This is a genomic window from Bradyrhizobium sp. UFLA06-24 (genome assembly GCF_054967145.1).
The window spans coordinates 1-23164 of record NZ_JADFUE010000045.1 but is presented as its reverse complement, the minus strand read 5'-3'; the positions used below and the strand labels follow the sequence as shown (position 1 = coordinate 23164).

The window sequence follows — 23164 nt, the reverse complement described above, 5'->3', positions numbered from 1 at the left end:
CCTGAGAGATTCAGGCGGAAGATCTCGTTCGCCGTCACATCTTCTTGTAGGCGTCGATGACGGCCTGGCCGTCCGCGCCGGCCTTCTTGAGCCAGTCGGCCGTGAGCTGCTCACCGATCTTCTCGAAACCGGCCTTCAGCGCCGGGCTTGGCGGCTCAACCGTCATGCCCTTGGCCTTGAGCTGCTCGATGTACCAATTGGCCTTGTCTTCCCAGGCCTTCCAGCCGCGCGTTTCCGCGGTAGCCGCGGCCTTGAGGACGGCCTCCTGGGTCGGCTTGTCGAGAGCCTCGAATGCCGCCTTGTTGACGAAGGTGTAGTCCTTCGGGATCCAGGCTTGCACATCGTAGAAATACTTGAGCGACTCCCAGGCCTTGGAATCGTAGCCCGTGCCGCCGGACGACATGAAGGAATTCACGACGCCCGTTGCGAGCGCTTGCGGAAGCTCTGCGGCCTGGATCGTGACGGCCTGGGCGCCGACCAACTCGCCGATACGCGCGGTGCCGACGTTATAGGCACGCCACTTCAGGCCCTTCATGTCCTCGATCGAGGCAAGCGGCTTGTTGGCGTACACGCCCTGCGGCGCCCACGGCACCGCGAACAGGAGCTTCAGGCCTTGCGCGTCCAGCTTCTTGGCGATCAGCGGCTTCGACGCCTGGTACAGCTTCATCGCCTGAGGGAAGCTCGTCGCAAGGAACGGCACGACGTCGATCCCGAACACAGGGTCTTCGTTCTCATGGATCGAGAGCAACAATTCGCCCATTTGCGCCTGCCCCGTCACGACCGCACGCTTGATGTCCGGGGCCTTGAACAGCGAGGCGTTCGGATGAACTGTGATGAGCAGCTTTCCGGAGGTCGCAGCTTCGACGTCCTTGGCGAAAGCGACCAGGTTTTCCGAGTGCGGATTGTCGATTGGATATGCCGCCGGCAGATTCCATTTGGTCTGGGCCATGACGGGCGGCGCGGCCAGCAACGCACCAGCGATTAGACCTGAGAGCAACAAGCGAGACGTCATCGAACTTCTCCTCACGGTAAAACGCAAAACCCTCAGTCGGGGAACGCGAGCTTGGGCAGAAACAGCACGATTTGCGGATATTCGGTGATGATGAACACGGCAGCCAGCAGCAGCACGAAGAACGGGAACGCGGCCCGCGCGACGGTCAGGGTGTCGCGGCCGCTCATGTTCTGCAGCACGAACAGGTTGAAGCCGACCGGCGGAGTGATCTGCGCCATCTCGACATGGATGATGAGGTAGACGCCGAACCAGACCAGATCGAGCCCGGCCTGCTTGACCATCGGCAGCACGATGACGGCCGTCAACACGATCATCGAGATGCCGTCGATCAGGCAACCGAGGATGATGTACATGATGCTCAGATACAGCGCGAGCATGCCCGGCGTGAGCTGTTGCCCCTGGACCCAGGTGGCGAGGGCCGCCGGAATGCCGGTATAGGCCATCGCGGCCGTGGTGTACGCGGCCCCCGCGAGAATGAGCATGATCATGCAGGTCAGACGCGTCGCGCTCATGACGCTCTCGACGAAGTTCTTGCGCGTGAGCGTTCCGCTCCACCATGCCAGCAGCAGCGCGCCGGCGACGCCCCACGCCGCGCATTCGGTCGCGGTCGCAAAGCCAAGCACGAGTGAGAGGAAGACCGCGAGGATCAGCAGCAGGCACGGCACGAGCTTGGCCGATTCCTTCAGCTTCTGCCGGAACGGCATGGGAGGATCGCGCGGCGGAATCTTCTTCGGGTTGAGCAGCGACCAGATGATGATGTAACCGGAGTAAAGCACCATCACGAGCGCACCCGGCAGGAAGCCGCCCAGGAACACCTGCAGGACCGAGACGTTGGCCGTGACCGCATAGACGACCATCGGGATCGACGGCGGGATCAGCAAGCCGAGCGTTCCGGAGCCAGCCAGAGAGCCGAGGCTGAGGCCCTTGTCGTAGCCGCGTCCGTCGAGCTCGGGGAGCGCGATCTTGCCGATCGTCGCGCAGGTCGCAGCCGAGGAGCCCGACACGGCCGCAAAGATGCCGCAGCCGATGACGTTCACATGCGTCAGCCGCCCCGGCAGCCATTGCACCCAGGGCGACAAGCCGCGGAACATCTCTTCCGATAACTTCGTCCTGAACAGGATTTCTCCCATCCAGATAAACAGCGGCAATGCGGCCAGCGTCCAGGACGAGCTCGCGCTCCAGGTGGTGGTGGCCAGCACGGAGCCGAGTGGCAGGCTCGTGGTCAGCGCCATCGCCACGAAACCGACCAGCCCAAGCGATACGGCGATCCAGACCCCGCTCCCCAGCAGCAGGATCATCACGCCGAGCAGGATGAACGAGAGTTCGATCATACCGAGATTGGCCATGATCAACCCCCGCCGCCCTGCGATATTCGCTCGATGAATTCGTCCGGCGTTTCGTCGGGCGAGCCCTGCTCGTAGCTTGGCCGGCCGCCACGCAGCACATTGACCATCTCGTCAATCACCGCGATCGACAGGATCGCGAGGCCACCGGCAAAGCCGATTTGGGGAATCCAGAGAGGAACGGCGACGACGCCCTGGGCCACGTCGTTGAAGCGCCAGGAATCGTAAGCCATCTGCGCGGCATACCGGGTAAAATAGAGAATGAAGACGGTGGCGATTCCGAGTGCGATAATCTCGGCGGCCTGCCGGGTCCGGCCGTGCAGACGCTCCAGCAGGAGTCCGACCCGGATCATCTCACCGCGCTTGAAGGTGTGAGCGAGGCCGAGAAACGCCATCGCGGCCATGCACCAGGACGCGAAATCGTCGCCGGCGGGGATGTTGATGGCAAATTGCCTGCCGACCGACATGACCATCATGATCGCGAAGATCGCGACCATGAAAATGCCGGCTGCGTAGCCTGCGCCGAGATAGAGAAGGTCAAGGGCGCGCCGCAGCAGCCCCGGTGCCTCGATGTCCTCATGCTCCGCCAATGCGGCCCCCAATCCTCACGCGTCCCGTCTTCAGCGCGTTACCGGTTCCGGCTGATTATCGCCGCCGTCCCCCGCCTGTCTTTCAGACGTTAGACCAACACGATCAGCGCCTTGCAGGCAAGGAACATGCCGGTCTGCTCCGGATTTTCCCCAACCGGGCTTACACCGTCTCCAGCCGCAATCCGTCATAGGCGGGCACCACGCCCGCCGGCAGTGTCTGCCGGATCACCTCGTAATCGACGTCGGCCGTCATGTTGGTGATGACGGCGCGCTTCGGCTTGAAACGCTCGATCCAGGACAGCGCATCGTTAATGCTGAAGTGACTAGGGTGGCCGGTATAGCGCAGGCCGTCGACGATCCAGAGATCGAGATTTTCCAAGGCGCCCCAGCTCTCGCGCGGGATGTCGTTGAGGTCGGGCGTGTAGGCGGCGTTGCCGATGCGGTAGCCGAGCGCGGGAATGTTGCCGTGCTGGACCAGGAAAGCCGTCATCGTCACCGCGCCCCCCTTCCCCAGAATGGCCTGGGTTTCGCCCGCCTCGATCGAATGCCGGGTGAGGATCGGCGGATAGTCGCTGCCCTCCGGCGAGATGAAGCAATAGGAGAACCGCGCCATGATGTCCTTGGCGGTCGACTGATTGAAGTAGGTCGGAATGCGCTTGCGCATGTGCAGGACGACGGAGCGCAGATCGTCCATGCCGTGGGTCTGGTCGGCATGCTCATGGGTCAGGAACACCGCGTCGATATGATCGACATTGGCATCAATGAGCTGCTCGCGCAGGTCGGGCGAGGTGTCGATCACGATACGCGTGGTGCCGTGGCTCGAAGTCTTTTCGACCAGCAGCGAGCAGCGGCGACGCCGGTTCTTGGGATTGTTGGGATCGCAGGCACCCCAGCCGAGCGCCGGGCGCGGCACGCCGGCGGAGGAGCCGCAACCCAGGATCGTCAGCGTCAGCATCATGCGGCTCAGAACCTCAGGCTTTTACCTTGGAGAACAAACGGAAGAAGTTTTCGCTGGTCTGGCGCGAAATCTCCTCGAGCGAAACGCCGCGTGTTTCAGCGAGCACCTTGGCGACCTCGACCACATAGGCCGGCTCGTTGCGCTTGCCTCGAAACTTGCCCGGCGCAAGATAGGGCGAGTCCGTTTCAACCAGGATACGATCGGACGGCAATTCGGCCGCCAGCGCGCGCAAGCTATCCGACTTCTTGAAGGTCAGGATGCCCGTGAAGCCGATGTAAAGCCCGAGCGACACCGCCTTCAGCGCCAGCTCGCGCCCGCCGGTGTAACAATGCAGCACCGCGCGGAACGATCCCTTCTCCGCCTCCTCTTCGAGAATGCGGGCGCAATCCCCGTCGGCCTCGCGGGTATGGATCACCAGCGGTAGGCCGGTTGCGCGCGCGGCGGCGATGTGGGCCCGAAAGCCCCTCGCCTGCGCTTCCGGCGAGCCGTTGTCGTAGAAATAGTCGAGCCCGGCTTCGCCGAGCGCGACCACCTTGGAGTGCTGCGTCAGCGCGATCAGCTCGTCCGGCGTGATGCCGTCTTCCTCGTCCGCATGGTGCGGATGGGTGCCGACCGAGCAATAGACGTCGTCGTAGCGCTCGGCGATCGCCAGAAGCTGATCGAGCTTTCGTACGCGCGTCGAGATCGTGACCATGCGGCCGATGCCAGCTGCGCGGGCACGTGAGACGATGCCGTCGAGATCTTCCGCGAAATCGGGAAAATCCAGATGGCAGTGACTATCGACCAGCATCGTGCGCGTGTCCTACGCCGCCGGCTCGACGTAACGTGGGAACGCCGGCGTCGGCGCGGGCAGCGTCGAGCCGGGCGCGATGCGCCTATCTCCGCCCAGCACGGCAAAGTTGCGCTCGCCTTCGGGGATGCCGAGGCTGTCGAGCAGCTTGCCGCAGGCAACCGGCATCGCCGGCTGCGCCAGGATCGCGATCTGGCGCACGACTTCGGCAGTGACATAGAGCACCGTCTTCTGCCTGACAGGATCGGTCTTGGCCAGAGCCCATGGCGCCTCGCCCGCGAAATAGCGGTTGGCCTCCGCGACCACGGCCCACACGGCATTGAGCCAGTGATGGATCTGCTGGGTCGACATGGCCTCGCGCGAGGTCGCGATCATGCCGTCGGCCATCGCCAGGATGGCCTTGTCGTTGTCGCTGAACGCGCCCGGCTCCGGCAGCACGCCGCCGAGCTGCTTGGCGATCATCGACAACGAGCGCTGCGCGAGATTGCCGAGGTCGTTGGCGAGATCGGCATTGATGCGCGCGACAATGGCTTCATGGTTGTAGTTGCCGTCCTGGCCGTAGGAGACCTCGCGCAGGAAGAAATAGCGCATCTGGTCGACGCCGTATTGGTCGGCGAGATTGAAGGGGTCGACGACGTTACCGACCGACTTCGACATCTTCTCGCCCCTGTTGAACAGGAAGCCATGGGCATAGATCCGCTTGGGCAATGCGATGCCAGCCGACAACAGGAACGCAGGCCAGTACACGGCGTGGAAGCGGATGATGTCCTTGCCGATGATATGCACATCGGCCGGCCAGTAACGCCAGTTCTTGTCGCTCTCGTCAGGAAAGCCGACCCCGGTGATGTAATTGGTCAGGGCGTCAACCCAAACATACATCACATGCTCCTCGTCGCCGGGCACCTTGACGCCCCAGTCGAATGTCGTGCGCGAGATCGAGAGATCGCGCAGACCGCCCTTGACGAAGCTCACCACCTCGTTGCGGCGCGAGTCCGGGCCGATGAAATCCGGATTGTCCGTGTACAGCTTCAGCAGCTTGTCCTGGTAAGCGGACAGGCGGAAGAAATAGCTCTTCTCCTCGACCCACTCGACCGGCGTGCCCTGCGGTCCCAGCCGTACGCCGTCGTCGTTCAGACGCGTCTCGTCCTCTGCGTAATAGGCCTCGTCACGCACCGAGTACCAGCCGGAATAACTGTCGAGATAGATGTCGCCATTCGCCTCCATGCGCCGCCAGATCTCCTGGCTCGATCGATGGTGCTGTTCCTCGGTCGTGCGAATGAACCGGTCGAAGGAGACGTTCAGACGCTCGTCCATCTCCTTGAAGCGGCCGGCGTTGCGGGTTGCCAGCGCAGACGGGGTCAGGCTTTCGTTCTGCGCCGTCTGAACCATCTTCTGGCCGTGCTCGTCGGTGCCGGTGAGAAAGAACACGTCCTTGCCGTCGAGCCGCGCGAACCGCGCCAGCACGTCGGCCGAGATCGCCTCATAAGCATGCCCGATATGCGGGGCGCCATTGGGATAGGCAATAGCAGTAGAGATGTAGAAGACGTTGTCGCGGGCGGACGCAGCCGGTTTCGGGGCCGTCACGGGCTTCGGCGCAGGCGGCGTCTTGGCCTTCGCGACCTTGGGCTTCACGACTTTCGACGGAGCGACCGCGGGAGGTGGTGCAGACACCCTCGCCTTCTTGGCCGTCGTTTTCGCCGGTGCCTTCGCGGATTTTTTGACGGCCTTCTTGGCCGCTGTCTTCTTGGTGACCGCCTGCTTCTTCGCCGCCTTCTTCGTCGGCTTCGCGGCGCTCGTCTTCACGCCCTTCTTGGCGGCAGCCTTCTTGCTCTTCTTGACCTTGTTGACCTTCTTGGCCGCTTTGGACACGCGCGCCTTTACGGCCCTCTTAGCGGTCTTCTTGGTGGACTTCTTCGCAGCCTTCTTGCCGCTCTTGCCCTTGACGGTCTTCTTAGCTCGTGTTGCCACGACGAATTCCTTTACCGGCTTCCCGAAATCTGGAAACGAATTTGCGTTTGGTCATTGTTCGAGCATGATTTCTTGGAAAGCCGCTCCGCACTCTTCCGTCATGCTCTAGCGCGTTGCGTCCGCCAGCCAGCCGAACACCGAGAAAACCAAGGGCTTTCGCTCCAGATTGTAGGTTTCGGTGTCGCGCGCGGCGCGGACGATCTTTTCCCATACCTCGCTCAAGCGCGCAAGGCGCGGCAGGTTCTGGTTGGCATTGGCCTCGTCCGCGTGCAGGCGTTCCGCAATCCAGCGATCGATGCCGTCGACGAAGGCTGCAAGCGCGACGCGATCGCTGCTGCCGAGCGAATCGCCAAGCGTGTGCAATTCGCGCGGATCGACCTCCGGCAGTCGAGCCAGCAGCGCCGCGGTGCGCTGCTGGAGTTTGAGCGCATCGCCGCCGAGCAGGGTCAGCGCGCGTGCGACACTGCCCTCGGAGGCATCGGCCGCCTCGCGCAGCGCCTGATCTGATGGAGCAAGGCCTGCAGCCGCCGCGGCCGCGCCAATCACCTCATCGGTCGTCAGCGACCGCAGGCGCAGCTTGCGGCAACGCGACTGAATCGTGGCGAGGACGCGTGCGGGCGCGTGGCTCACCAGCAGAAACAGTGACCGCTGCGGCGGCTCCTCTAGGATCTTCAGCAGCGCATTTGCCGCATTCGGATTGAGCTCGTCGACGGTGTCGACGATGCAAACGCGCCAGCCTTCCGCTGCGGCCGTCGAGCCGAAGAACGCGATGGTCTCGCGCGTCTCGTCCACGGTGATCACCGTGCGCATCACGCCGCGATCGTTGGCGGTGCGCTCGAGCGTCAGCAGACCGCCATGGGAGCCCGCGGCGACCTGTCGCGCTACTGCATCATCAGGGTCGAGCGCGAGATCTCTGGCATCCTGCACGACAGGTGATAGCGGTTGGCCGTGGGCGAGCACGAACCGCGCCGCCCGATAGGCCAGCGTCGCCTTGCCGATGCCTTGCGGGCCGCCGATCAGCCAGGCATGCGGGATGCGCCCGCTGCGATAGGCAGTCAGCAGCGCGCTTTCGGCCTCGCGATGGCCGAACAGAAGGCTGGTCTCGCGCGGATGCGGTATGGCGCTCTCGCGCTCGGTCCGGCGAGGGCTCATACGGACACCACCGATGCTGGCGTCGGCAGGAGGCGCTCACGGAGTGCAGTCCAGACGCGGCCGGCGACCGTATCAGGATCCGAATTGGCATCGATCAGCACGCAGCGTGCCGGATCGTCCGTGGCGATTTTGCGATACGCCTCGCGCAGGCCCTGATGGAAGCTGAGCTTCTCGCTTTCGAACCGGTCAGGCGTGCCGCTGCCGCGCCGTGCCGCCGCGCGCGCCAGACCGATCTCCACGGGCAGATCGAGGATGATGGTGAGATCAGGCTTGAGATCGCCGATCGTGACCCGCTGCATGGCGTTGATCAACCCGACAGGGACGCTGCCGAGGCTGCCCTGGTAGGCGCGTGTCGAGTCGGCGAAACGGTCGCACAGCACCCAAATGCCCTGATTGAGCGCGGGCGCGATCCTGGTGCGGACATGGTCGTCGCGAGCGGCCGCAAACAGCAGCGTCTCGGCCTCGGGGCCGAGCAGCTTGCCCATCCCCGACAGCACCAGATGGCGCATGATCTCGGCGCCCGGCGAGCCGCCCGGCTCGCGGGTGACGATCGTACGGAGCCTGGCCGCATTGAGCCGATCGGCGAGCTTCTTGATCTGGGTCGACTTGCCCGTCCCCTCGCCGCCTTCAAAGGTGATGAAACGCCCGCGCCCGGACGACCGCTGTCCCTTGCTCTCACTCATGATCAGAGCTTCTCGGCACCTGCGCGGAACATGCCGATCACGAGTTCGCTGGCGCCGTCGATCGCGCGGCGCACGGTCGAGCCGGTGCCGATCGCTTCGGCTGTATAGACCGGCGTCTCCACAGCGATGGCCCCGCTGCGCCAGACCCTGACCACACCGACCTTCTGCCCTGCTTCAATCGGAGCGCGCACCGGACCGCTATAGACGATACGTGCGATCAGCTTGTCGCTGCCGTTCTTGTGCACCATCACCTTCACAGGCTCTTTCGCAACGAGCTTCACGGAGCGGCTATCGCCGCCGAACACCTTGGCATAGCCGACCGGCTGGTCAGCCGCGATCAGCGTGCGGCTCTCGAAATTGCGAAACCCCCATTCCAGCATCTTCTTGGCTTCGGTGGCCCGATCCTCGGAGTCTTCCAGGCCGTTGACAACAACGATCAATCGCGTGCCGTTCTGCACGGCCGAGCCGACCATGCCGTAACCGCCCTCCTTGGTGTAGCCGGTTTTCAGCCCGTCAGCGCCTTCCATCGAATTGAGCAGCGGATTGCGGTTCGGCTGCCGGATCTTGTTCCAGGTAAATTCCTTCTCGCCGAACAGTTTGTAGAATTCGGGGAAGTCCAGGATGATGTGACGGGCGAGCATGCCGAGTTCGCGCACCGTCATCTTGTTGCCGGGATCAGGCAAGCCGTTGGAATTGGCGAAGGTCGACTTGGTCATGCCGAGTTCGCGGGCGCGCTTGGTCATGAAGTCGGAAGCAAAGATCCGCTCGTTGCCGGCGATGCCTTCGGCGAGCGCGATGCAGGCATCATTACCGCTCTGGATGATGGCACCATGCAGCAGGTCGTCGACCGAAACCTTGCTGTTGATGGCCGCAAACATGGTCGAGGTGCCCGAGGGGGCCCCGCCCTTGCGCCAGGCGTTCTCGCTGATCCGGTATTCGTCGGTCAGCTTGACGTCGCCCTTCTTGATCGCATTGAACACCACCTCCGCCGTCATCAGCTTCATCATGCTGGAGGGCGCACGCAGCTCGTCGGCGTTCTTCTCGAACAGCACGCTGCCGCTGGAGGCCTCGATCAGGATCGCGGTGGGAGCATCGCCGTCGAAACCGACATCCTCGGTCTTCTTGGCGCCCTGGACGCTCTGGTTGGCGGCGTAGAGTCCTCCGCCCCAGCTCAGACTCGCCACAAGCGCTGCCGCGATCATCCCGCGCACCAGTACCCCGGCTGTAAACCCGGTATAACGGAGCGAGATGAGACGAAATGCCATGGCGAAGCCCTGAGAGCTGCGTTCTAACAGTCGGAACCGGTGCGAACAATACGAGTAGGCGCTTGCCACGGAGATTGCACGATTCGCGGCGCGTCTCTATCGTGGCACCTCATGTTTTTCGACTAAACCTCTGAAACAAGGCGGAAAAGCGATGTCCACCACCCGGGTGATCAAGGCCAATGGAATCGACCTGTTCATCCGCGAGGCGGGTCAAGGGCCGCTGGTGGTGCTGTGCCATGGCTGGCCGGAATTGTCCTATTCCTGGCGGCACCAGATCCCGGCGCTCGCGGCTGCCGGATTTCACGTCGTCGCGCCGGACATGCGCGGCTACGGCCAGAGCGCAGCGCCCCCTGACGCGGCGGCCTATTCGATCTTCGACCTTGTCGGCGACGTCGTCGGCCTGGTCCAGGCGCTCGGCGCGACCAAGGCGATGGTGGTCGGCCACGATTGGGGGGCGCCGGTCGCCTGGCACGCCGCGCTATTCCGACCTGACATTTTCACGGCCGTCGCGGGCCTCAGCGTGCCACCGCCGTTCCGCGGGCGCGGCAGGCCGCTTGAGCTGCTCCGCCAAGGCGGCATCACCAATTTCTACTGGCAGTACTTTCAGACGCCTGGCATCGCAGAGGCCGAGTTCGAGCATGACGTCGCCCGCACCATGCGCATCGTGCTTGGCGGGCGCGGATTGGCCGATCCCACTGCCGCGATGTTCGTACAGGAGGGCAAGGGCTTTCTCGGTCACGCGACTGTCGAGGAGCCGCTACCGACGTGGCTGAGCGAGGACGATCTCGCTCATTTCATCGAGAGCTTCCGCGCGTCCGGATTCCGCGGCGGCCTGAATTGGTACCGCAACATCGATCGCAATTGGGAGCTGACTGCGCCCTGGCAAGATGCGCAAATCCACCAGCCCTCGCTCTTCATCGCCGGCGCGCAGGACGCCGTCATCACCGGCCTGATCGGCGCCAAGCGCGTCAACGAGCTGGAGCGCGTGCTGCCCAATCTCACGCGAAAGCTGATCATCGAGGGCGCCGGCCACTGGGTGCAGCAGGAACGGCCGGAGGATGTAAATATTGCGCTGCTCAGATTCCTGCGCGAGGCGGCTCCACAGCTAAGCGGCACCGCGTAGTCTGGGGATCAGTACAGACCGCGGCCAGTCAGGATGCTGCGCGCTTCGGCTGCGCCGTCGTCGGATCCGGCAGGAGAATTGCCGGCATAGCGGCCGTCCTCGTCATAGGACACCTGCCGGGCATTCCGCAGCGCCCGCCCCCGGCCGCGGCTCGAGGCCGACAGTTCCGAGGTTGCGTTGATCGAGGCGACGTCCGCCGAGGTATTACCGAGGCTGTAGGGCCGCCCCTCCGGCATCGGGACTTCGCCCCGGATGGCGCCACGGCTAGAGGACGGCAGCTCCGGCACGAAGGGCCTTGCCGAGGCGACCCGGACCATCGAAGGCGACGGGGCCGGAACGCCGGTGCGCAGGGTCGCCATCAACTGGCGGTCGTCGGAGCCTTCGAGCGGCGCCCGGCCGACATATTCGACCCGGACCTTCGCAACGCCATTGCCTTTGAATTCAAGTAGTTCGGCGGCTTTGTTCGAGACGTCGATGAGACGGTTGCCGTGATAGGGGCCACGATCATTGACGCGGACGATCAGCGACTTACCGTTGGAGAGGTTGGTCACGCGCGCATAGGACGGCATCGGCAGGGTCGGATGCGCCGCCGTCAGGGAGCCCATGTCGAATACTTCGCCATTGGCGGTCAGACGGCCGTGGAAATCGTCGCCGTACCAGGACGCCATACCCTCGGCCCGGTAGTTGACGTCCTCCTCCGGCACATAGGTCCGGCCTCCCACCACATAGGGCTTGCCGACGCGATAGGTGCCGCCGCCCTTCGGGACGGGATCGCCCCAGGCCACGACGCGCGGGCTCGACGACACGCCGTATTTGGGATCGACCCGGCTGGCGAACTTGTTGGAGGAGGCGCAATTGGCGAGCGCGAGGCAAGTGCCGACCACCGCAACGCTGCGCGCGGCCCGCACCACCGAATCTGACCGTCGGATCCCCATTCGCCCCAAATACCATTTCGCCGGAGACGGCCCCAATCCGCTTGGCGGCGGAGAGCACCGTCCGGTCCTCAAGCTCCGCGGCGGCCCACCACCGTCCCAGAGGTGGTAACGATAACGCAACCCGAACACGGCGGAAATGGGGAGCTCACAGCGTTCGCGCCGGGATGGTAAACAGGACGTCTAGCATTCTCCGTTGATCTACGGGGCGCGAGGGCCTCCTCTGTGCCAGTCCCGCACAAGCTGTTGCGCCAAAAGCTCACTCCACCCCTGATATCACGCGCTTCACCGGAATTCTTTTGACTGTGCAAGGTCGCCCGCGTCTTCTCGCGTGCAGGGGCGGGATTGGAATTTAACGATGATCGAGACGGTTTCGGCACTGATGGGTCTGGTAAGCGCGGGGATCTTCCTGGCCCATGCGTTTGAAGGTTACCGCACGAGGGCCTGACGGCACTCGCGCGGGCGACATTGCATCACCTCTTCAAGACGGCGCGTTCGGACAATTTTAATCAATCCGATCGAGCATCGAAGACGAGAGCAGCAGGTGTCCCATGCGCAAACATGACCTCGTATCCGATGGCTTTCTGGCTTTGACCGCTGGCGGTCTGGTCCTGCTCTGCTCGAGCCTCGTGGCCTTGGCCTTCGGCTGATCCATCGAACCCAAGAATGCCGCGGCGTGCGCGCCGCTCAGCGCAACCCCAGCGGCGATCTGCGATAGAGGCTGCCGCGCGCTTCACCGAGGCAGACGAAGCTGCCGTCGAAGCCTTGGGCATAGAGCTTCTGCCCCTTGCGGTAATAGATGCCCTTCCTGAAGTCCAGCCATACCACGACGTCGCCGGGGCAATGCCGCTGCGCCTGCGCCTCATAGCGGAACGGCGTCAGCGGTGTCGCGGAGACCTTGCCGGCGCCGAGAACAATCGCTGCGCTCGCGAGCGCGAGCCTGCCAATCCATTCGCCAAAGCCGCCGCGCAGCACGGCCCGTCTCCCCTCAGCTCCCTGCGGTACGCCACGATAGCACGAAGATCGTACGCCGAACTAACCGGCCTGCCGCGATGCGGCCTCGAGCTGCGCCAGCGCCTGATGCAGGCACTCCTGGAGTTTCTGCGCGACCTGCTCGCGGGAAATCCCCTTGGCAGCGAGGTCGGCCGAGACCTTGTTCAGGGTCTCGTCCATCGTCTGGCTCGCCAGATTCTCCGTGACCAGCGCAGTCGCGTAAGCCGCCGCCGCGTCGCCCTCGAGTCCGAGCTGGCCGGCGGCCCACAGCCCGAGCAGCTTGTTCGACCGCGCCGCGGCCTTGAACATGAGCTCCTCCTCGTGGGCGAATTTGGCCTCAAAGCCCTGCTCGCGCTTGTCGAACGTGGTCATGGTCAGCTCCATTTGCGTTGTGCCGAGGGGATCCCGATGGGGAGTGAAATTCTCCGTGGTTCTCGTCAATTGAGGATCATTTGAAGCTTCCGACCGAAGGCAGGCGCCGTCAAGCCGCCGGTCGGACCGGGGCGGCGGCAGCGTCACGTTCGGACCAGCTCCAGCGCCTAAATGATATATTTACGATTCGTTAAGCAGACTCACGGCCGCATGATCCCGGGAAAATCGAGAGCCGATGCATGAACAGAGAGCTTCGGGATTTTCGACGGCTTGAGCGCGTGTGCCTGGAGCAGGCCGCGCTGTCGACCATGGACCTCGCGCGGTCGGGCCTGCTCAAGGTTGCCGATGATTGCCGCCTCGCGGCCGAAGCCATCGAGTCACAGCCGGTGCATCGCGGGGCCATCGGCCTCGCCGTCGAGGCCCTCAGGCTGGTGCTGACGGTCGCCCGCCCTCCCCGCCGGCACTGACGCCTGGCCGGGCAAGTCCGATCAGCCTTTCGCTGCAGCCGCCTCTCGCGCCAGCCGCTCGGCCTTCAGCCGCTCGCGATTGGCGTGAAATGCCTTCTGCGCCTCCTCATGGTCGCGCATGGCCTTCTCGGCCTCTATCCGGCGAGCCGCATCGCGGGCCTGGCGCTGTTCGGGAGTCAGGGGTTTGCGTCGGAAGGAAAGGTCTTCAGTCATGCCGAGGCAACGCGGCGGTGAGGAAAAGGTTCCACTTCGCCCAAATCCCGAAAACAACCCCATGCACAGTAGGTGGTGCACGTCGGAGCAAGGACTTACCGGCCCAACCGACCCGCCCCAGCAAAAACCCTTTGACGCGTCGGGCAAAACAGGAGCATAATGCTATTATTCCGAATTTTGAGGAACAAGGTTCTAGTCGAAATAAGTCGTATAGATCGGGTCGGTGCTCGCCTGGAATACGGAAAGCCCCTGCGGCATCGGCAGCGCCGCGTGTTGCGACAGGCTCAACAGCTGATCCTCAGCTTGTTTGATCGGCAAGAACTGCCATGGCGCGTCCACGCAGGCAAACATGCCCGACGATCGCTGCAGCAAGCGGAAACCCGATATCGTACCGTCGAAAAAGGTGGCTTGGTTGGCGTGGAATGGGCGCCATTTCTGGCGCTCGGAGTCGGTCCAGTCTGCCTGGACGATGGCACCGGAAGCTGAACCCGTCAGGTACCGGTTGGTCGCAGTGAAGCGCATGCGGAAGCAGCCGCACTGGTCGCCGGACAACCGCTCGAACGCCACACTCTGCCCGGCGTCCTTGCCGAATCCGACCGTCTCGCCCGGACCGGCCTGCAATCGATAATCGAGGGTCTCGTCATTCGCATCCGCGACGGCCACCCTCATCCAGCCAAGGTCGGTCGTGGTTGGCGTAACGTCGAAACGTCGAGCCGGAAGAGCTCGTGCTGCGCTCGCCGCCAGATCCTGCCACTCGGTTTGTGCTTCGGTGAGGCCCAGTTGGGCGATGAATTCCGGAGCGTATTCCACGTCCTGGCTCAAGGCGCGCGCGACACTGGCGGCATCGTCACCGAACGCCCTCCAGGCGCCTTCGACCTGCTCGAACACCGTGGTGGACTGAAGCATCGCCTGCTCCATCGGTCCCTGCGACTCGTAGGGGTCGACGTCCCAGATATTGTATTGTCGGTCGTATTGGACGATCCGCTGCACGATGACCTGAATCTGGGATGACAGCTGGTCGACGAGGACGGCGAGCGCCGCCCAGGTCTGCCTCTGCTCGCGAGCCTGCGAAACCAGGGCGTCGATGATCGAGACGGCTTGCTGCCGACTCTCGGGCTTGACGTCCGCGTTCGCGAGCAAGGCGCGCAGCGTTTGGCACGACGCCGAGGCGAGCGTGGAATAGCGCTGCAGGGCATTGATCGCTGCGATGGCCTGAGGCCGGACGGTGCCGAACCATCGTGCCGCCATCTGATGGGCGTCGGCACAGCAGCGTACCAGTGCCGCATCGGAGCCGCGTCCCGCAAGACGCATGTAGATGTTGACCCCCGACTGAGTGTCGGGAAGATCAAACAGCTTGAACATGATCCCGTCAGGTGCGCCGACATTGGCGAACGAGGCGACAAGTTCGGTGATGCGGGCCGGTCGCAGGCTTGAACCGGGTTGCTTGACGCCTACGTCACTCATCTCCAATCCTCCTGCTCAATCCGATCATGAAAGGGATCACGCCCCCGATCGGCTGCGGCCGCCGGGCCTTCGCTGGCCGGGTAGGCCACCTGATTTGCTGCTTCATCAGCCGGGCGTCCGGATGGGAACGACGTTTGCACCCTTTGCAGCGCTAACTGCGTATGCGGCCCAGGCCTCCATCAGCTCGCGACGCTTCGATAAGTCTTGCCAACGCCCCAAGGGCCACTCAGCAACACGGCATAATCGAAATCGCTGCCTTGATCGCAATAGTCCCTCCGCACACATTGAATCCGGGCGACACTACACAACTCATTCGCGCTTTTATGCTTCTTTCGCGGCGAGCCCTTTTTGACGATGGGCTTTGAGGGGTGCTGCACGTCCTTTGCCTGGTCACCGCCGCGACAGTTCGAATGTACCTGCCCCGTTCGGGCGAATCTTAAATTGCTAGACGCGTTTCAGAGGGCTGCTCTGGTTAGTCGACGCTGGTGAGTCAAAAGTTGAAAATGTTGAAATAAATGGATTTTTCGGCCTTGACTGGCGGAAGGGGTGGGATTCGAACCCACGGTACCCTTGCGGGCACGCCGGTTTTCAAGACCGGTGCCTTAAACCACTCGGCCACCCTTCCCTCGCGGAGCGATCAGGCACTTAGCCTAGAGGACGAACCAACGCAACGCGAACTTGGACCCAGATAGGACCCGAATGGTTCAGGACCCGGGAAACCAGTAGCGAAGGCCGGAGAGCGTCGAGGTCAGCGCCTCATCCGTCGGCTTCGCAGGCGTTCCAACTCTTTCTCCAGGCAAACGCGTCACGTCCATTCGCGGTGCCCCTCGCCTGCCGCTTCGCATGACCGCGTGATCCGCACTTTCCCGGGGGTGCGCCAGTCGCTCCATTCAGTGGAGGTTCAGGGCGGAACACCTATTCACCCCTTCAGTTGCAGGGCGGTCCGCAACGTTGTTCGTGAGGATTGAAGTGAGACGGAGTGATCCATCCTATATCGTCATCGGCGCGACGATCGTGGTCGTGCTGACGACCTGGTACGGCTGGATCGCAAGAGCAGCGGCGGGCTGAACCCGCCGACCAAACTCGGAGTCAACGTTCCCAGGAACCTCTACCGAGGTCCGTCCGCCGAGCGTCGCATCTTTCCACCCAAAGAAAACGCGGCGCTCCAAAGGGCGCCGCGCAAGACCGTTCGTCGGCTACGTCGGCTCAGTAGCCGCAGGACGCGCAGTTCATCTGCACCGGGGCGTAGTAGGAATAACCCGGCGAGACCATCTCGACGCGTTGGCGCGTGGCGTATTGCGGCGGGATGCGCTCGTACTGAACGCTCGGCGGCGCCACCATCACGGTCTGCGGCACCATCACGGTGCGGTACTGCGCGGGCGTGCGGTGCGCGACGGTCGCGCCCGGCGACACCATCACGGTCTCATCAACGGTGCGGTATTGCGGCGGGACGTATTGCTGCTGATAGCAGGTCTGGCACGGCGGCGGCGCGTAGCAATTGTAGCAGCCGGCCGAGGCTGCGCCGGTCATCGAAATCGCGGCGACGGCTGTTGAGAAAACGACAGCGAGAGTACGAGACATTGTGGTGGTGCCCCAATTGCCCAAATGGATTTGCGAAGGTCGCGCGCAATATACGCCGCAAATTCCGGGGCTGCCGAACTTCGTCGGGGCATCCTTAATGCGAACGGCCGGCTCTCGCCGGCCGCTAACAGCTTGTTGACCATGCGCTCTGCCGCGCGAAGCGGGCGGCGCTCAGTTCGAGCGGCGCTTCACCTCGCGCACGGCGCCGCGCGCGGCGCTGGTGGTGAGCGCAGCATAGGCCTGCAGCGCGGTGGAGACCTGGCGCTTGCGGGCGGCGGGCTGCCAGGCGGCCTCGCCCTTCGCCTCCTCCGCGGCACGGCGGCTCGCGAGCTCCTCGTCGGAGATCTCGAGGTTGATGCTGCGGTTCGGGATGTCGATGGCGATGCGGTCGCCGGTCCGCACCAGGGCGATGTTGCCGCCTTCGGCCGCTTCCGGCGACAGATGGCCGATCGACAGACCGGACGAGCCGCCGGAGAAACGGCCATCGGTGACGAGAGCGCAGGCTTTGCCGAGGCCCATCGATTTCAGATAGCTGGTCGGATACAGCATCTCCTGCATGCCGGGGCCGCCGCGCGGGCCTTCATAGATGATGACGACGACTTCGCCGGCGAGAACCTTGCCGCCGAGGATTCCTTCGACGGCCGCGTCCTGGCTTTCGAACACGCGCGCGGGGCCGGAGAATTTCAGGATGGAGGAGTCGACACCGGCGGTCTTCACGATGCAGCCGTCCTGCGCGAGGTTGCCGTAGAGCACGGCAAGGCCGCCGTCCTTGCTGAAGGCGTGCGCGAGATCGCGCACGGCGCCCTTCTCGCGGTCGGTATCGAGCTCGTCGTAGCGGCGCTCCTGGCTGAACGCGACCTGGGTCGGGATGCCGCCCGGCGACGCACGATAGAAGGTGCGCACCGTCTCGCTCTTGGTGCGCTTGATGTCCCAGCGCTCCAGCGCCTCTTTCATGGTCGGCGCATGCACGGTCGTCACAGAGGTGTCGATCAGGCCGGCGCGGTCGAGCTCGCCGAGAATGCCCAGGATGCCGCCGGCGCGATGCACGTCCTCGACATGCACGTCGGCGACCGAGGGAGCGACCTTGCAGAGCACGGGCACGCGGCGCGACAGACGGTCGATGTCCTGCATGGTGAAGGCGACCTGCCCTTCATGCGCGGCGGCGAGCAGATGCAGCACGGTGTTGGTCGAGCCGCCCATCGCGATGTCGAGCGTCATCGCGTTCTCGAACGCCTTGAAGTTGGCGATGTTACGCGGCAGCACGGAGGCATCGTCCTGCTCGTAATAGCGGCGGACGAGATCGACGATGGTGTGGCCGGCCTCGACGAACAGGCGCTTGCGGTCGGCGTGGGTCGCGACGACAGTGCCGTTGCCGGGCAGCGCGAGGCCGAGCGCCTCGGTCAGGCAGTTCATCGAGTTGGCGGTGAACATGCCCGAGCAGGAGCCGCAGGTCGGGCACGCCGAGCGCTCGATCACCTTGACGTCCTCGTCGCTGACCTTGGAATCGGCCGCGGCGACCATGGCATCGATCAGGTCGACGGCCTTGGTCTTGCCCTGCAGCTTGACCTTTCCGGCCTCCATTGGGCCGCCCGAGACGAACACGGCGGGGATGTTGAGCCGGAGCGCGGCCATCAGCATGCCGGGCGTGATCTTGTCGCAGTTGGAGATGCAGACGAGGCCGTCGGCGCAATGCGCGTTGGCCATGTACTCGACGCTGTCGGCGATCAATTCGCGCGACGGCAGGCTGTAGAGCATGCCGTCATGGCCCATGGCAATGCCGTCATCGACCGCGATGGTGTTGAACTCCTTGGCGACGCCGCCGGCCTGCTCGATCTCGCGGGCGACGAGCTGGCCGAGGTCCTTCAGGTGGACGTGACCGGGGACGAACTGGGTGAAGGAGTTGACCACCGCAATGATCGGCTTGCCGAAATCGCCGTCCTTCATGCCCGTCGCGCGCCAGAGGCCGCGCGCGCCCGCCATGTTGCGGCCGTGGGTGGTGGTGCGGGAGCGATAGGCTGGCATGGCGGTTTCCGTCCTCGGGTTGACCCGGCCGGGCGGAAAAATGGAAGCCGCCTCAGGCCTTTCCGGCCGGATAGCGCACGGGCCGGGCGGGCGCAACGGGAACTTGGGCCGGACAGGGCTCCCCTGCTCCCTGCGCGGGCTCTTCGTGGCTTGGATGCCCTACTGCAAGGTCGGATCCAGACGGTCGCGCAGCCAGTCGCCGATCACCGAGACCGCCAGCGTGGTCACGACGATGGTGGTGGCCGGCGCCAGCATGATCCAGGGCGCCCGGGTCAGGTATTCGCGGCCGTAGCCGACCATGTTACCGAGGCTGGTCATCGGCGGCTGCACGCCGAGGCCGAGGAAGGACAGGCCCGACTCCATCAGGATCACCTCGGGAAAGACCAGCGTGGTCGAGACGATCAGGGTAGAGGCGATGTTGGGCAGGATGTGGCGCAGGTAAATCCGCGACGGCGTCGCGCCGAGCTGGCGGACCGCGGCCGCGTAGCCCTGCGCATTGGCGGAGATGGCAAGACCGCGAGCGATGCGAGCATAGCGCTCCCAGCCGAACAGGCCCATCAGGCCGATCAGAAGCAGCAGCGAGTTGCCGAAGAAGGCGAGCACGGCAAGCGCCATGATCAGGAACGGCATGCTGGCCTGGAAGTCGGTCAGCATCAGCACGAACTGCTCGACGGCCCCGCGAAAATGCGCCGCGAGGAAGCCGAGCGTGGTGCCCACCACGGCCGAGATCGCGGTCGCGCCGAAGGCGATCAGCAGCGAGATTCGGATCGAGACGAGCAATCGCGACAGCACGTCGCGGCCGAGCTCGTCGGTGCCGAGCCAGTGCGCGACATTGCCGGGCGCCGCGAGCCGGTTGCGCAGGTCGAACTGGGTGTAGCCATAGGGCGCGATCTTCTCGGCAAGCGCCGCGATCACCAGCATCGCGACGATCCAGGCGATCGCCAGCACGACGGACACCGGAATGGCCGGCAGGCGGATGCGGCGGATCGTCGTGTCTCGCAGCGTGGCGTCGGTCATGCATGCGCTCCTTTGGCGCGCAGCCGCGGGTCGAGGAAGCCGTAGAGGAAATCGACGACCAGGTTCGAGGTGACCATGGTCAGCGCCACCAGCAAGAGAATGCATTGCACGACCGCGAGGTCGCGGTTGGCGACGGCAACGACGAGCAGGCGCCCGACCCCCGGCCACGAAAACACGCTTTCGACCACGACCGCGCCGGCGATCAGCGTGCCCACCATGAAGCCCAGAATGGTGACGGTCGGGATCGCCGCGTTCGGCAGCGCGTGCGAGGTCACGACCTTGCGCCACGGCACGCCCTTGGCCGAGGCCGTGCGGATATAGGGCTGGCCCAGCACCTCCAGCATGGCGCTGCGGGTGAAGCGCGCCAGCACGGCGGCGCCGCCGAGGCTGAGCGTCGCGATCGGGAGGATGGCGTGACGCCAGCTGTCCTGCCCGCCGGACGGCAGCCAGCCCAGCTGCACCGCGAAAACGAGGACGAGCAGCAGCGCAAGCACGAAACTCGGCACGGTGAAGCCGGCGACCGCTGTCATCATCACCGCACGATCGATCGCCGACCCCCGATGCAGCGCGGCGTAGATGCCGGCGGGAATGCCGAGCGCGACCTTGAAGACGAAGGCCGGCAGCGTCAGCGCCAGCGTCGCCGGAATGCGCTCCAGCACCAGCTCGATCGCGGGGCGCCCGTCGCGCATGGAGCGGCCGAGCTCGCCCTTGGCGATGGCGCCGAAGTAGTCGAGATATTGAAACCAGATGGGATCATCCAGGCCCCAGGCCTTGCGGAAGGCGGCGAGCACCTCCGGCGGCGCCTCCGGTCCCAGGATCATCAGCGCAGGATCGCCCGACAGGCGCAGCACGACGAAGGCGAAGGTGACGACGAGCACGATCGTCAGCGCGGCACGTCCGATGCGAATGGCCAGATATCGTCCCATCACGCCGCGTCCCGCGTTTGCGCGCCTGTCACGAGATGGCAGGCGACCTGACGGTCACTGCCGACGGCGGAGAGAACAGGCACCTCCCTCGCACAGCGCGCGATGGCGCGCGGGCAGCGCGGATGAAAGGCGCAGCCTTGAGGGCGCGCCGCCGGGTTCGGCGGATCGCCTGCCAGTACGATGCGGCCGGCGCTGCGTCGACCGGGCGCGGGCGAGGCCGAGACCAGCGCCTGCGTATAAGGATGTTCCGGACGCGCAAACAGATCGTCGGCGCTGCCGATCTCGACGATGCGGCCGAGATACATCACAGCGACCACATTGCTGATCTGCCTGACCACCCGCAGATCGTGGCTGATGAACAGCAGCGTGAGCCCAAGCTGTGCCTGGAGATCGCAGAGCAGGTTCACCACCTGCGCCTGGATCGAGACGTCGAGCGCGCTGACCGGCTCGTCGCAGACGAGGAAATCCGGCTTCGTTGCGAGCGCCCGCGCCAGCACGACGCGCTGACGCTGACCGCCGGAGAGCGCGCCGGGATAGCGCGCGCCATGCGCCGGCGTGAGCTCGACGGACTGCAGCAATTCACGGACGCGCTCCTCGCGCTCGGCCGGTGTGCCGAGACCATGAATGTCGAGGGGCTCGCGGATTTGCGTCGCGACCGGCAAGCGCCGGTCCAGTGCGCCGAGCGGGTCCTGAAAGATCATCTGCATGCGCGCGCGTTGCGCCCGCCACGCCTGTGTTCCCAGCACGGCCGTCGGCTTGCCGTCGAACCTGACATCGCCGCGATCAGGCGCCTCGAGGCCGAGCACCATACGGCCCGTGGTTGATTTGCCCGAACCGGACTCGCCGACGAGGCCGAGCGTTTCACCCTTGCGGATGCTGAGCGAGACGCCGTCGACGGCATGAACGGCCGCGGCCCGGCCGAACATTCCGGAGCGCATGGCGTAGCTGCGCGAGATCGCGGACACCTCGACGAGCGGCGGGCTCATTCGGCGGCGATCCCGAGCAGTGCATGGCGTGAGGCTTCGGCACGGATGCAGGCAACGGCGCGACGGTCCGCGATCGGCGCGAGCGTCGGAGCCGCAGCGCCGCAAGCTTCAGCAGCAAACGTACAACGCGGCGCAAAGGCGCAGCCATCAGGCATGTGCGCGGGATCCGGCACGGTGCCTGGGATCGCGGTGAGACGGCGGCGTGGTCCGTCGAGCGGCGGCAGCGCGCCGATCAGACCCTGCGCATAGGGATGCACGGGGTCGGCAAAGAGCTGGTTGCTGGGCGCCTGCTCCACTATGCGGCCGGCATACATCACAGCGACGCGGTCGCAGTTCTCGGCGACGACGCCGAGATCGTGGCTGATCAGCACCATGGCCATGCTCATCTCACGGCGGATGCTGGAGAGCAGCTCCAGAATTTGCGCCTGGATGGTAGCATCGAGCGCGGTGGTCGGCTCGTCCGCGATCAGCACGTCAGGATTTCCAGCGAGCGCCATCGCGATCATGATGCGCTGGACCTGGCCGCCGGAGAACTCGTGCGGATAGGCCGACAGCCGCCGGCCTGCATCGGGAATGCCGACAAGGTTCAGCAGCCGCAGCGCTTCGGCCTTCACAGCCGCGCCCTGGAGATCGCGATGCAACGCCAGCGCCTCGCAGAGCTGCTTTCTGATGGTCAGCACGGGATTAAGCGCGCTTGCCGGGTCCTGGAAGATCATGGCGATCCGCCCGCCCCTGATCCGGTCGAGCTCGGAGGTCGGCGCGTCAACAAGTTCGCGCCCATCGAGCCGGACAGAGCCCGTGACCTTCGCATGCCGCGGCAACAGGCCGAGCGCGGCAAGCCATGTCACCGATTTGCCGGAACCGGACTCCCCGACGAGGCCGAGAGCCTCGCCCTTGCTCAGAGCGAGATCGACGCCGCGCAGGACGGCCACGCCGTTGAAGGCGACGCTCAGGCCCTGGATGCTAACCAGCGACGCCACGGCCTAGGCCTCGAAATTGCCGGCGCGGAAATCCATCGCGAACGCCGGCGAGGCCTTCCACTTGATGGACCTCGGCTTGGCCGTGAAGGTCGCGTTCTGGTGCAGCACCGTGTAGGCGGGGTCTTCGCGCTCGGCGATCTCCAGCATGCGGCGGAACGCCTTCTTGCGCGCCGGGCGGTCGGTCGAGGTCTCCAGGAATTCGGAGAGCTGGTTCAGCTCGGTGTTGGTCCACTCCCCGATCTGCTGCTGCTGGCCGTTCGGGCCATGCTGGGCGACCAGCGACGACACCGGATCGTTGAAGGCGGCCGAGTTTGACCAGTCCCGCAC

22 protein-coding genes, 1 tRNA gene and 1 pseudogene are annotated in these 23164 nt (G+C 64.7%); 2 read left to right on the top strand and 22 right to left on the bottom strand.

From position 1 onward, the window contains the following. Positions 1 to 34 precede the first annotated feature (34 nt). The 9 genes from IF809_RS27945 to IF809_RS27905 form a co-directional block, all read right to left on the bottom strand. Positions 35 to 1012 (bottom strand): TRAP transporter substrate-binding protein, encoded by a 978-nt coding sequence (locus IF809_RS27945; RefSeq protein ID WP_128966228.1) that lies wholly within the window; start codon positions 1010 to 1012, stop codon positions 35 to 37. Positions 1013 to 1044: 32 nt separating this feature from the next. Then, positions 1045 to 2358: a TRAP transporter large permease gene (locus IF809_RS27940; RefSeq protein ID WP_128966229.1), complete on the bottom strand. Its 1314-nt coding sequence runs from the start codon at positions 2356 to 2358 to the stop codon at positions 1045 to 1047. A 2-nt stretch (positions 2359 to 2360) separates the two neighbouring features. Further along, positions 2361 to 2957, bottom strand: coding sequence for a TRAP transporter small permease (locus IF809_RS27935; RefSeq protein ID WP_128966230.1), 597 nt, complete (start codon positions 2955 to 2957; stop codon positions 2361 to 2363). A 148-nt stretch (positions 2958 to 3105) separates the two neighbouring features. Next, positions 3106 to 3903: an MBL fold metallo-hydrolase gene (locus IF809_RS27930; RefSeq protein ID WP_128966231.1), complete on the bottom strand. Its 798-nt coding sequence runs from the start codon at positions 3901 to 3903 to the stop codon at positions 3106 to 3108. Between the two features lie 13 nt (positions 3904 to 3916). Further along, complete coding sequence (locus IF809_RS27925) at positions 3917 to 4693, bottom strand: TatD family hydrolase (RefSeq protein WP_128966232.1); 777 nt, start codon at positions 4691 to 4693, stop codon at positions 3917 to 3919. A 12-nt stretch (positions 4694 to 4705) separates the two neighbouring features. Next, on the bottom strand, positions 4706 to 6661 hold the full coding sequence (gene metG / locus IF809_RS27920) for a methionine--tRNA ligase (RefSeq protein ID WP_128966233.1): 1956 nt from the start codon (positions 6659 to 6661) through the stop codon (positions 4706 to 4708). A 105-nt stretch (positions 6662 to 6766) separates the two neighbouring features. Next, positions 6767 to 7813, bottom strand: coding sequence for a DNA polymerase III subunit delta' (locus IF809_RS27915; RefSeq protein ID WP_128966234.1), 1047 nt, complete (start codon positions 7811 to 7813; stop codon positions 6767 to 6769). Beyond that, positions 7810 to 8496: a dTMP kinase gene (gene tmk / locus IF809_RS27910; protein WP_128966235.1), complete on the bottom strand. Its 687-nt coding sequence runs from the start codon at positions 8494 to 8496 to the stop codon at positions 7810 to 7812. The genes IF809_RS27915 and tmk overlap by 4 nt, the downstream gene beginning before the upstream one ends. A gap of 2 nt (positions 8497 to 8498) precedes the next feature. Then, positions 8499 to 9761 (bottom strand): D-alanyl-D-alanine carboxypeptidase family protein, encoded by a 1263-nt coding sequence (locus tag IF809_RS27905; RefSeq protein WP_164938685.1) that lies wholly within the window; start codon positions 9759 to 9761, stop codon positions 8499 to 8501. A 151-nt stretch (positions 9762 to 9912) separates the two neighbouring features. Between IF809_RS27905 and IF809_RS27900 the strand changes: the two genes are divergently transcribed. Beyond that, positions 9913 to 10884: an alpha/beta fold hydrolase gene (locus tag IF809_RS27900; RefSeq protein WP_462839125.1), complete on the top strand. Its 972-nt coding sequence runs from the start codon at positions 9913 to 9915 to the stop codon at positions 10882 to 10884. A gap of 8 nt (positions 10885 to 10892) precedes the next feature. Here IF809_RS27900 and IF809_RS27895 read toward each other — a convergent pair whose 3' ends face one another. The 3 genes from IF809_RS27895 to IF809_RS27885 all read right to left on the bottom strand — a co-directional run bounded on the left by IF809_RS27895 (position 10893) and on the right by IF809_RS27885 (position 13181). Continuing rightward, positions 10893 to 11819 carry a septal ring lytic transglycosylase RlpA family protein gene (locus IF809_RS27895; protein ID WP_462839124.1) on the bottom strand — a complete coding sequence of 309 codons (927 nt, stop codon included), beginning with the start codon at positions 11817 to 11819 and terminating at the stop codon, positions 10893 to 10895. A gap of 684 nt (positions 11820 to 12503) precedes the next feature. Next, the gene (locus IF809_RS27890) at positions 12504 to 12791 is read right to left on the bottom strand and encodes a LolA-like protein (protein ID WP_462839123.1); all 288 of its coding nucleotides are present in this window, start codon (positions 12789 to 12791) and stop codon (positions 12504 to 12506) included. 60 nt (positions 12792 to 12851) lie between these two features. Then, complete coding sequence (locus tag IF809_RS27885; protein WP_164938686.1) at positions 12852 to 13181, bottom strand: DUF1476 domain-containing protein; 330 nt, start codon at positions 13179 to 13181, stop codon at positions 12852 to 12854. Positions 13182 to 13420: 239 nt separating this feature from the next. On the opposite strand from IF809_RS27885, the gene IF809_RS27880 reads away from it, so the two are divergent. Then, complete coding sequence (locus IF809_RS27880; RefSeq protein ID WP_462839122.1) at positions 13421 to 13648, top strand: hypothetical protein; 228 nt, start codon at positions 13421 to 13423, stop codon at positions 13646 to 13648. Between the two features lie 21 nt (positions 13649 to 13669). On the opposite strand, the gene IF809_RS27875 is transcribed toward IF809_RS27880, so the two are convergent. The 10 genes and pseudogenes from IF809_RS27875 to IF809_RS27830 form a co-directional block, all read right to left on the bottom strand. After that, the gene (locus tag IF809_RS27875) at positions 13670 to 13861 is read right to left on the bottom strand and encodes a hypothetical protein (RefSeq protein ID WP_092290343.1); all 192 of its coding nucleotides are present in this window, start codon (positions 13859 to 13861) and stop codon (positions 13670 to 13672) included. A 192-nt stretch (positions 13862 to 14053) separates the two neighbouring features. Further along, positions 14054 to 15325 (bottom strand): hypothetical protein, encoded by a 1272-nt coding sequence (locus IF809_RS27870; protein WP_128966242.1) that lies wholly within the window; start codon positions 15323 to 15325, stop codon positions 14054 to 14056. Positions 15326 to 15860: 535 nt separating this feature from the next. Then, positions 15861 to 15950: transfer RNA gene (locus tag IF809_RS27865), tRNA-Ser, on the bottom strand. Between the two features lie 581 nt (positions 15951 to 16531). Then, a complete protein-coding gene (locus tag IF809_RS27860) occupies positions 16532 to 16855 on the bottom strand; it encodes a hypothetical protein (RefSeq protein WP_164938688.1) in 324 nt (107 codons plus the stop codon). 222 nt (positions 16856 to 17077) lie between these two features. Further along, positions 17078 to 18928, bottom strand: coding sequence for a dihydroxy-acid dehydratase (gene ilvD / locus IF809_RS27855; RefSeq protein WP_462839121.1), 1851 nt, complete (start codon positions 18926 to 18928; stop codon positions 17078 to 17080). Positions 18929 to 19087: 159 nt separating this feature from the next. Then, positions 19088 to 19945: an ABC transporter permease gene (locus IF809_RS27850; RefSeq protein ID WP_128966267.1), complete on the bottom strand. Its 858-nt coding sequence runs from the start codon at positions 19943 to 19945 to the stop codon at positions 19088 to 19090. After that, positions 19942 to 20871, bottom strand: coding sequence for an ABC transporter permease (locus IF809_RS27845; protein WP_164938689.1), 930 nt, complete (start codon positions 20869 to 20871; stop codon positions 19942 to 19944). The genes IF809_RS27850 and IF809_RS27845 overlap by 4 nt, the downstream gene beginning before the upstream one ends. Further along, positions 20871 to 21857: an ABC transporter ATP-binding protein gene (locus IF809_RS27840; protein ID WP_462839120.1), complete on the bottom strand. Its 987-nt coding sequence runs from the start codon at positions 21855 to 21857 to the stop codon at positions 20871 to 20873. Before IF809_RS27840 ends, IF809_RS27845 begins: the two co-directional genes overlap by 1 nt. Beyond that, positions 21854 to 22837, bottom strand: a complete 984-nt coding sequence (locus IF809_RS27835) for an ABC transporter ATP-binding protein (RefSeq protein WP_462839119.1) — start codon at positions 22835 to 22837, stop codon at positions 21854 to 21856. The genes IF809_RS27840 and IF809_RS27835 overlap by 4 nt, the downstream gene beginning before the upstream one ends. 3 nt (positions 22838 to 22840) lie before the next feature. Beyond that, a pseudogene (locus IF809_RS27830) lies at positions 22841 to 23164 on the bottom strand (ABC transporter substrate-binding protein); the annotation flags it as partial.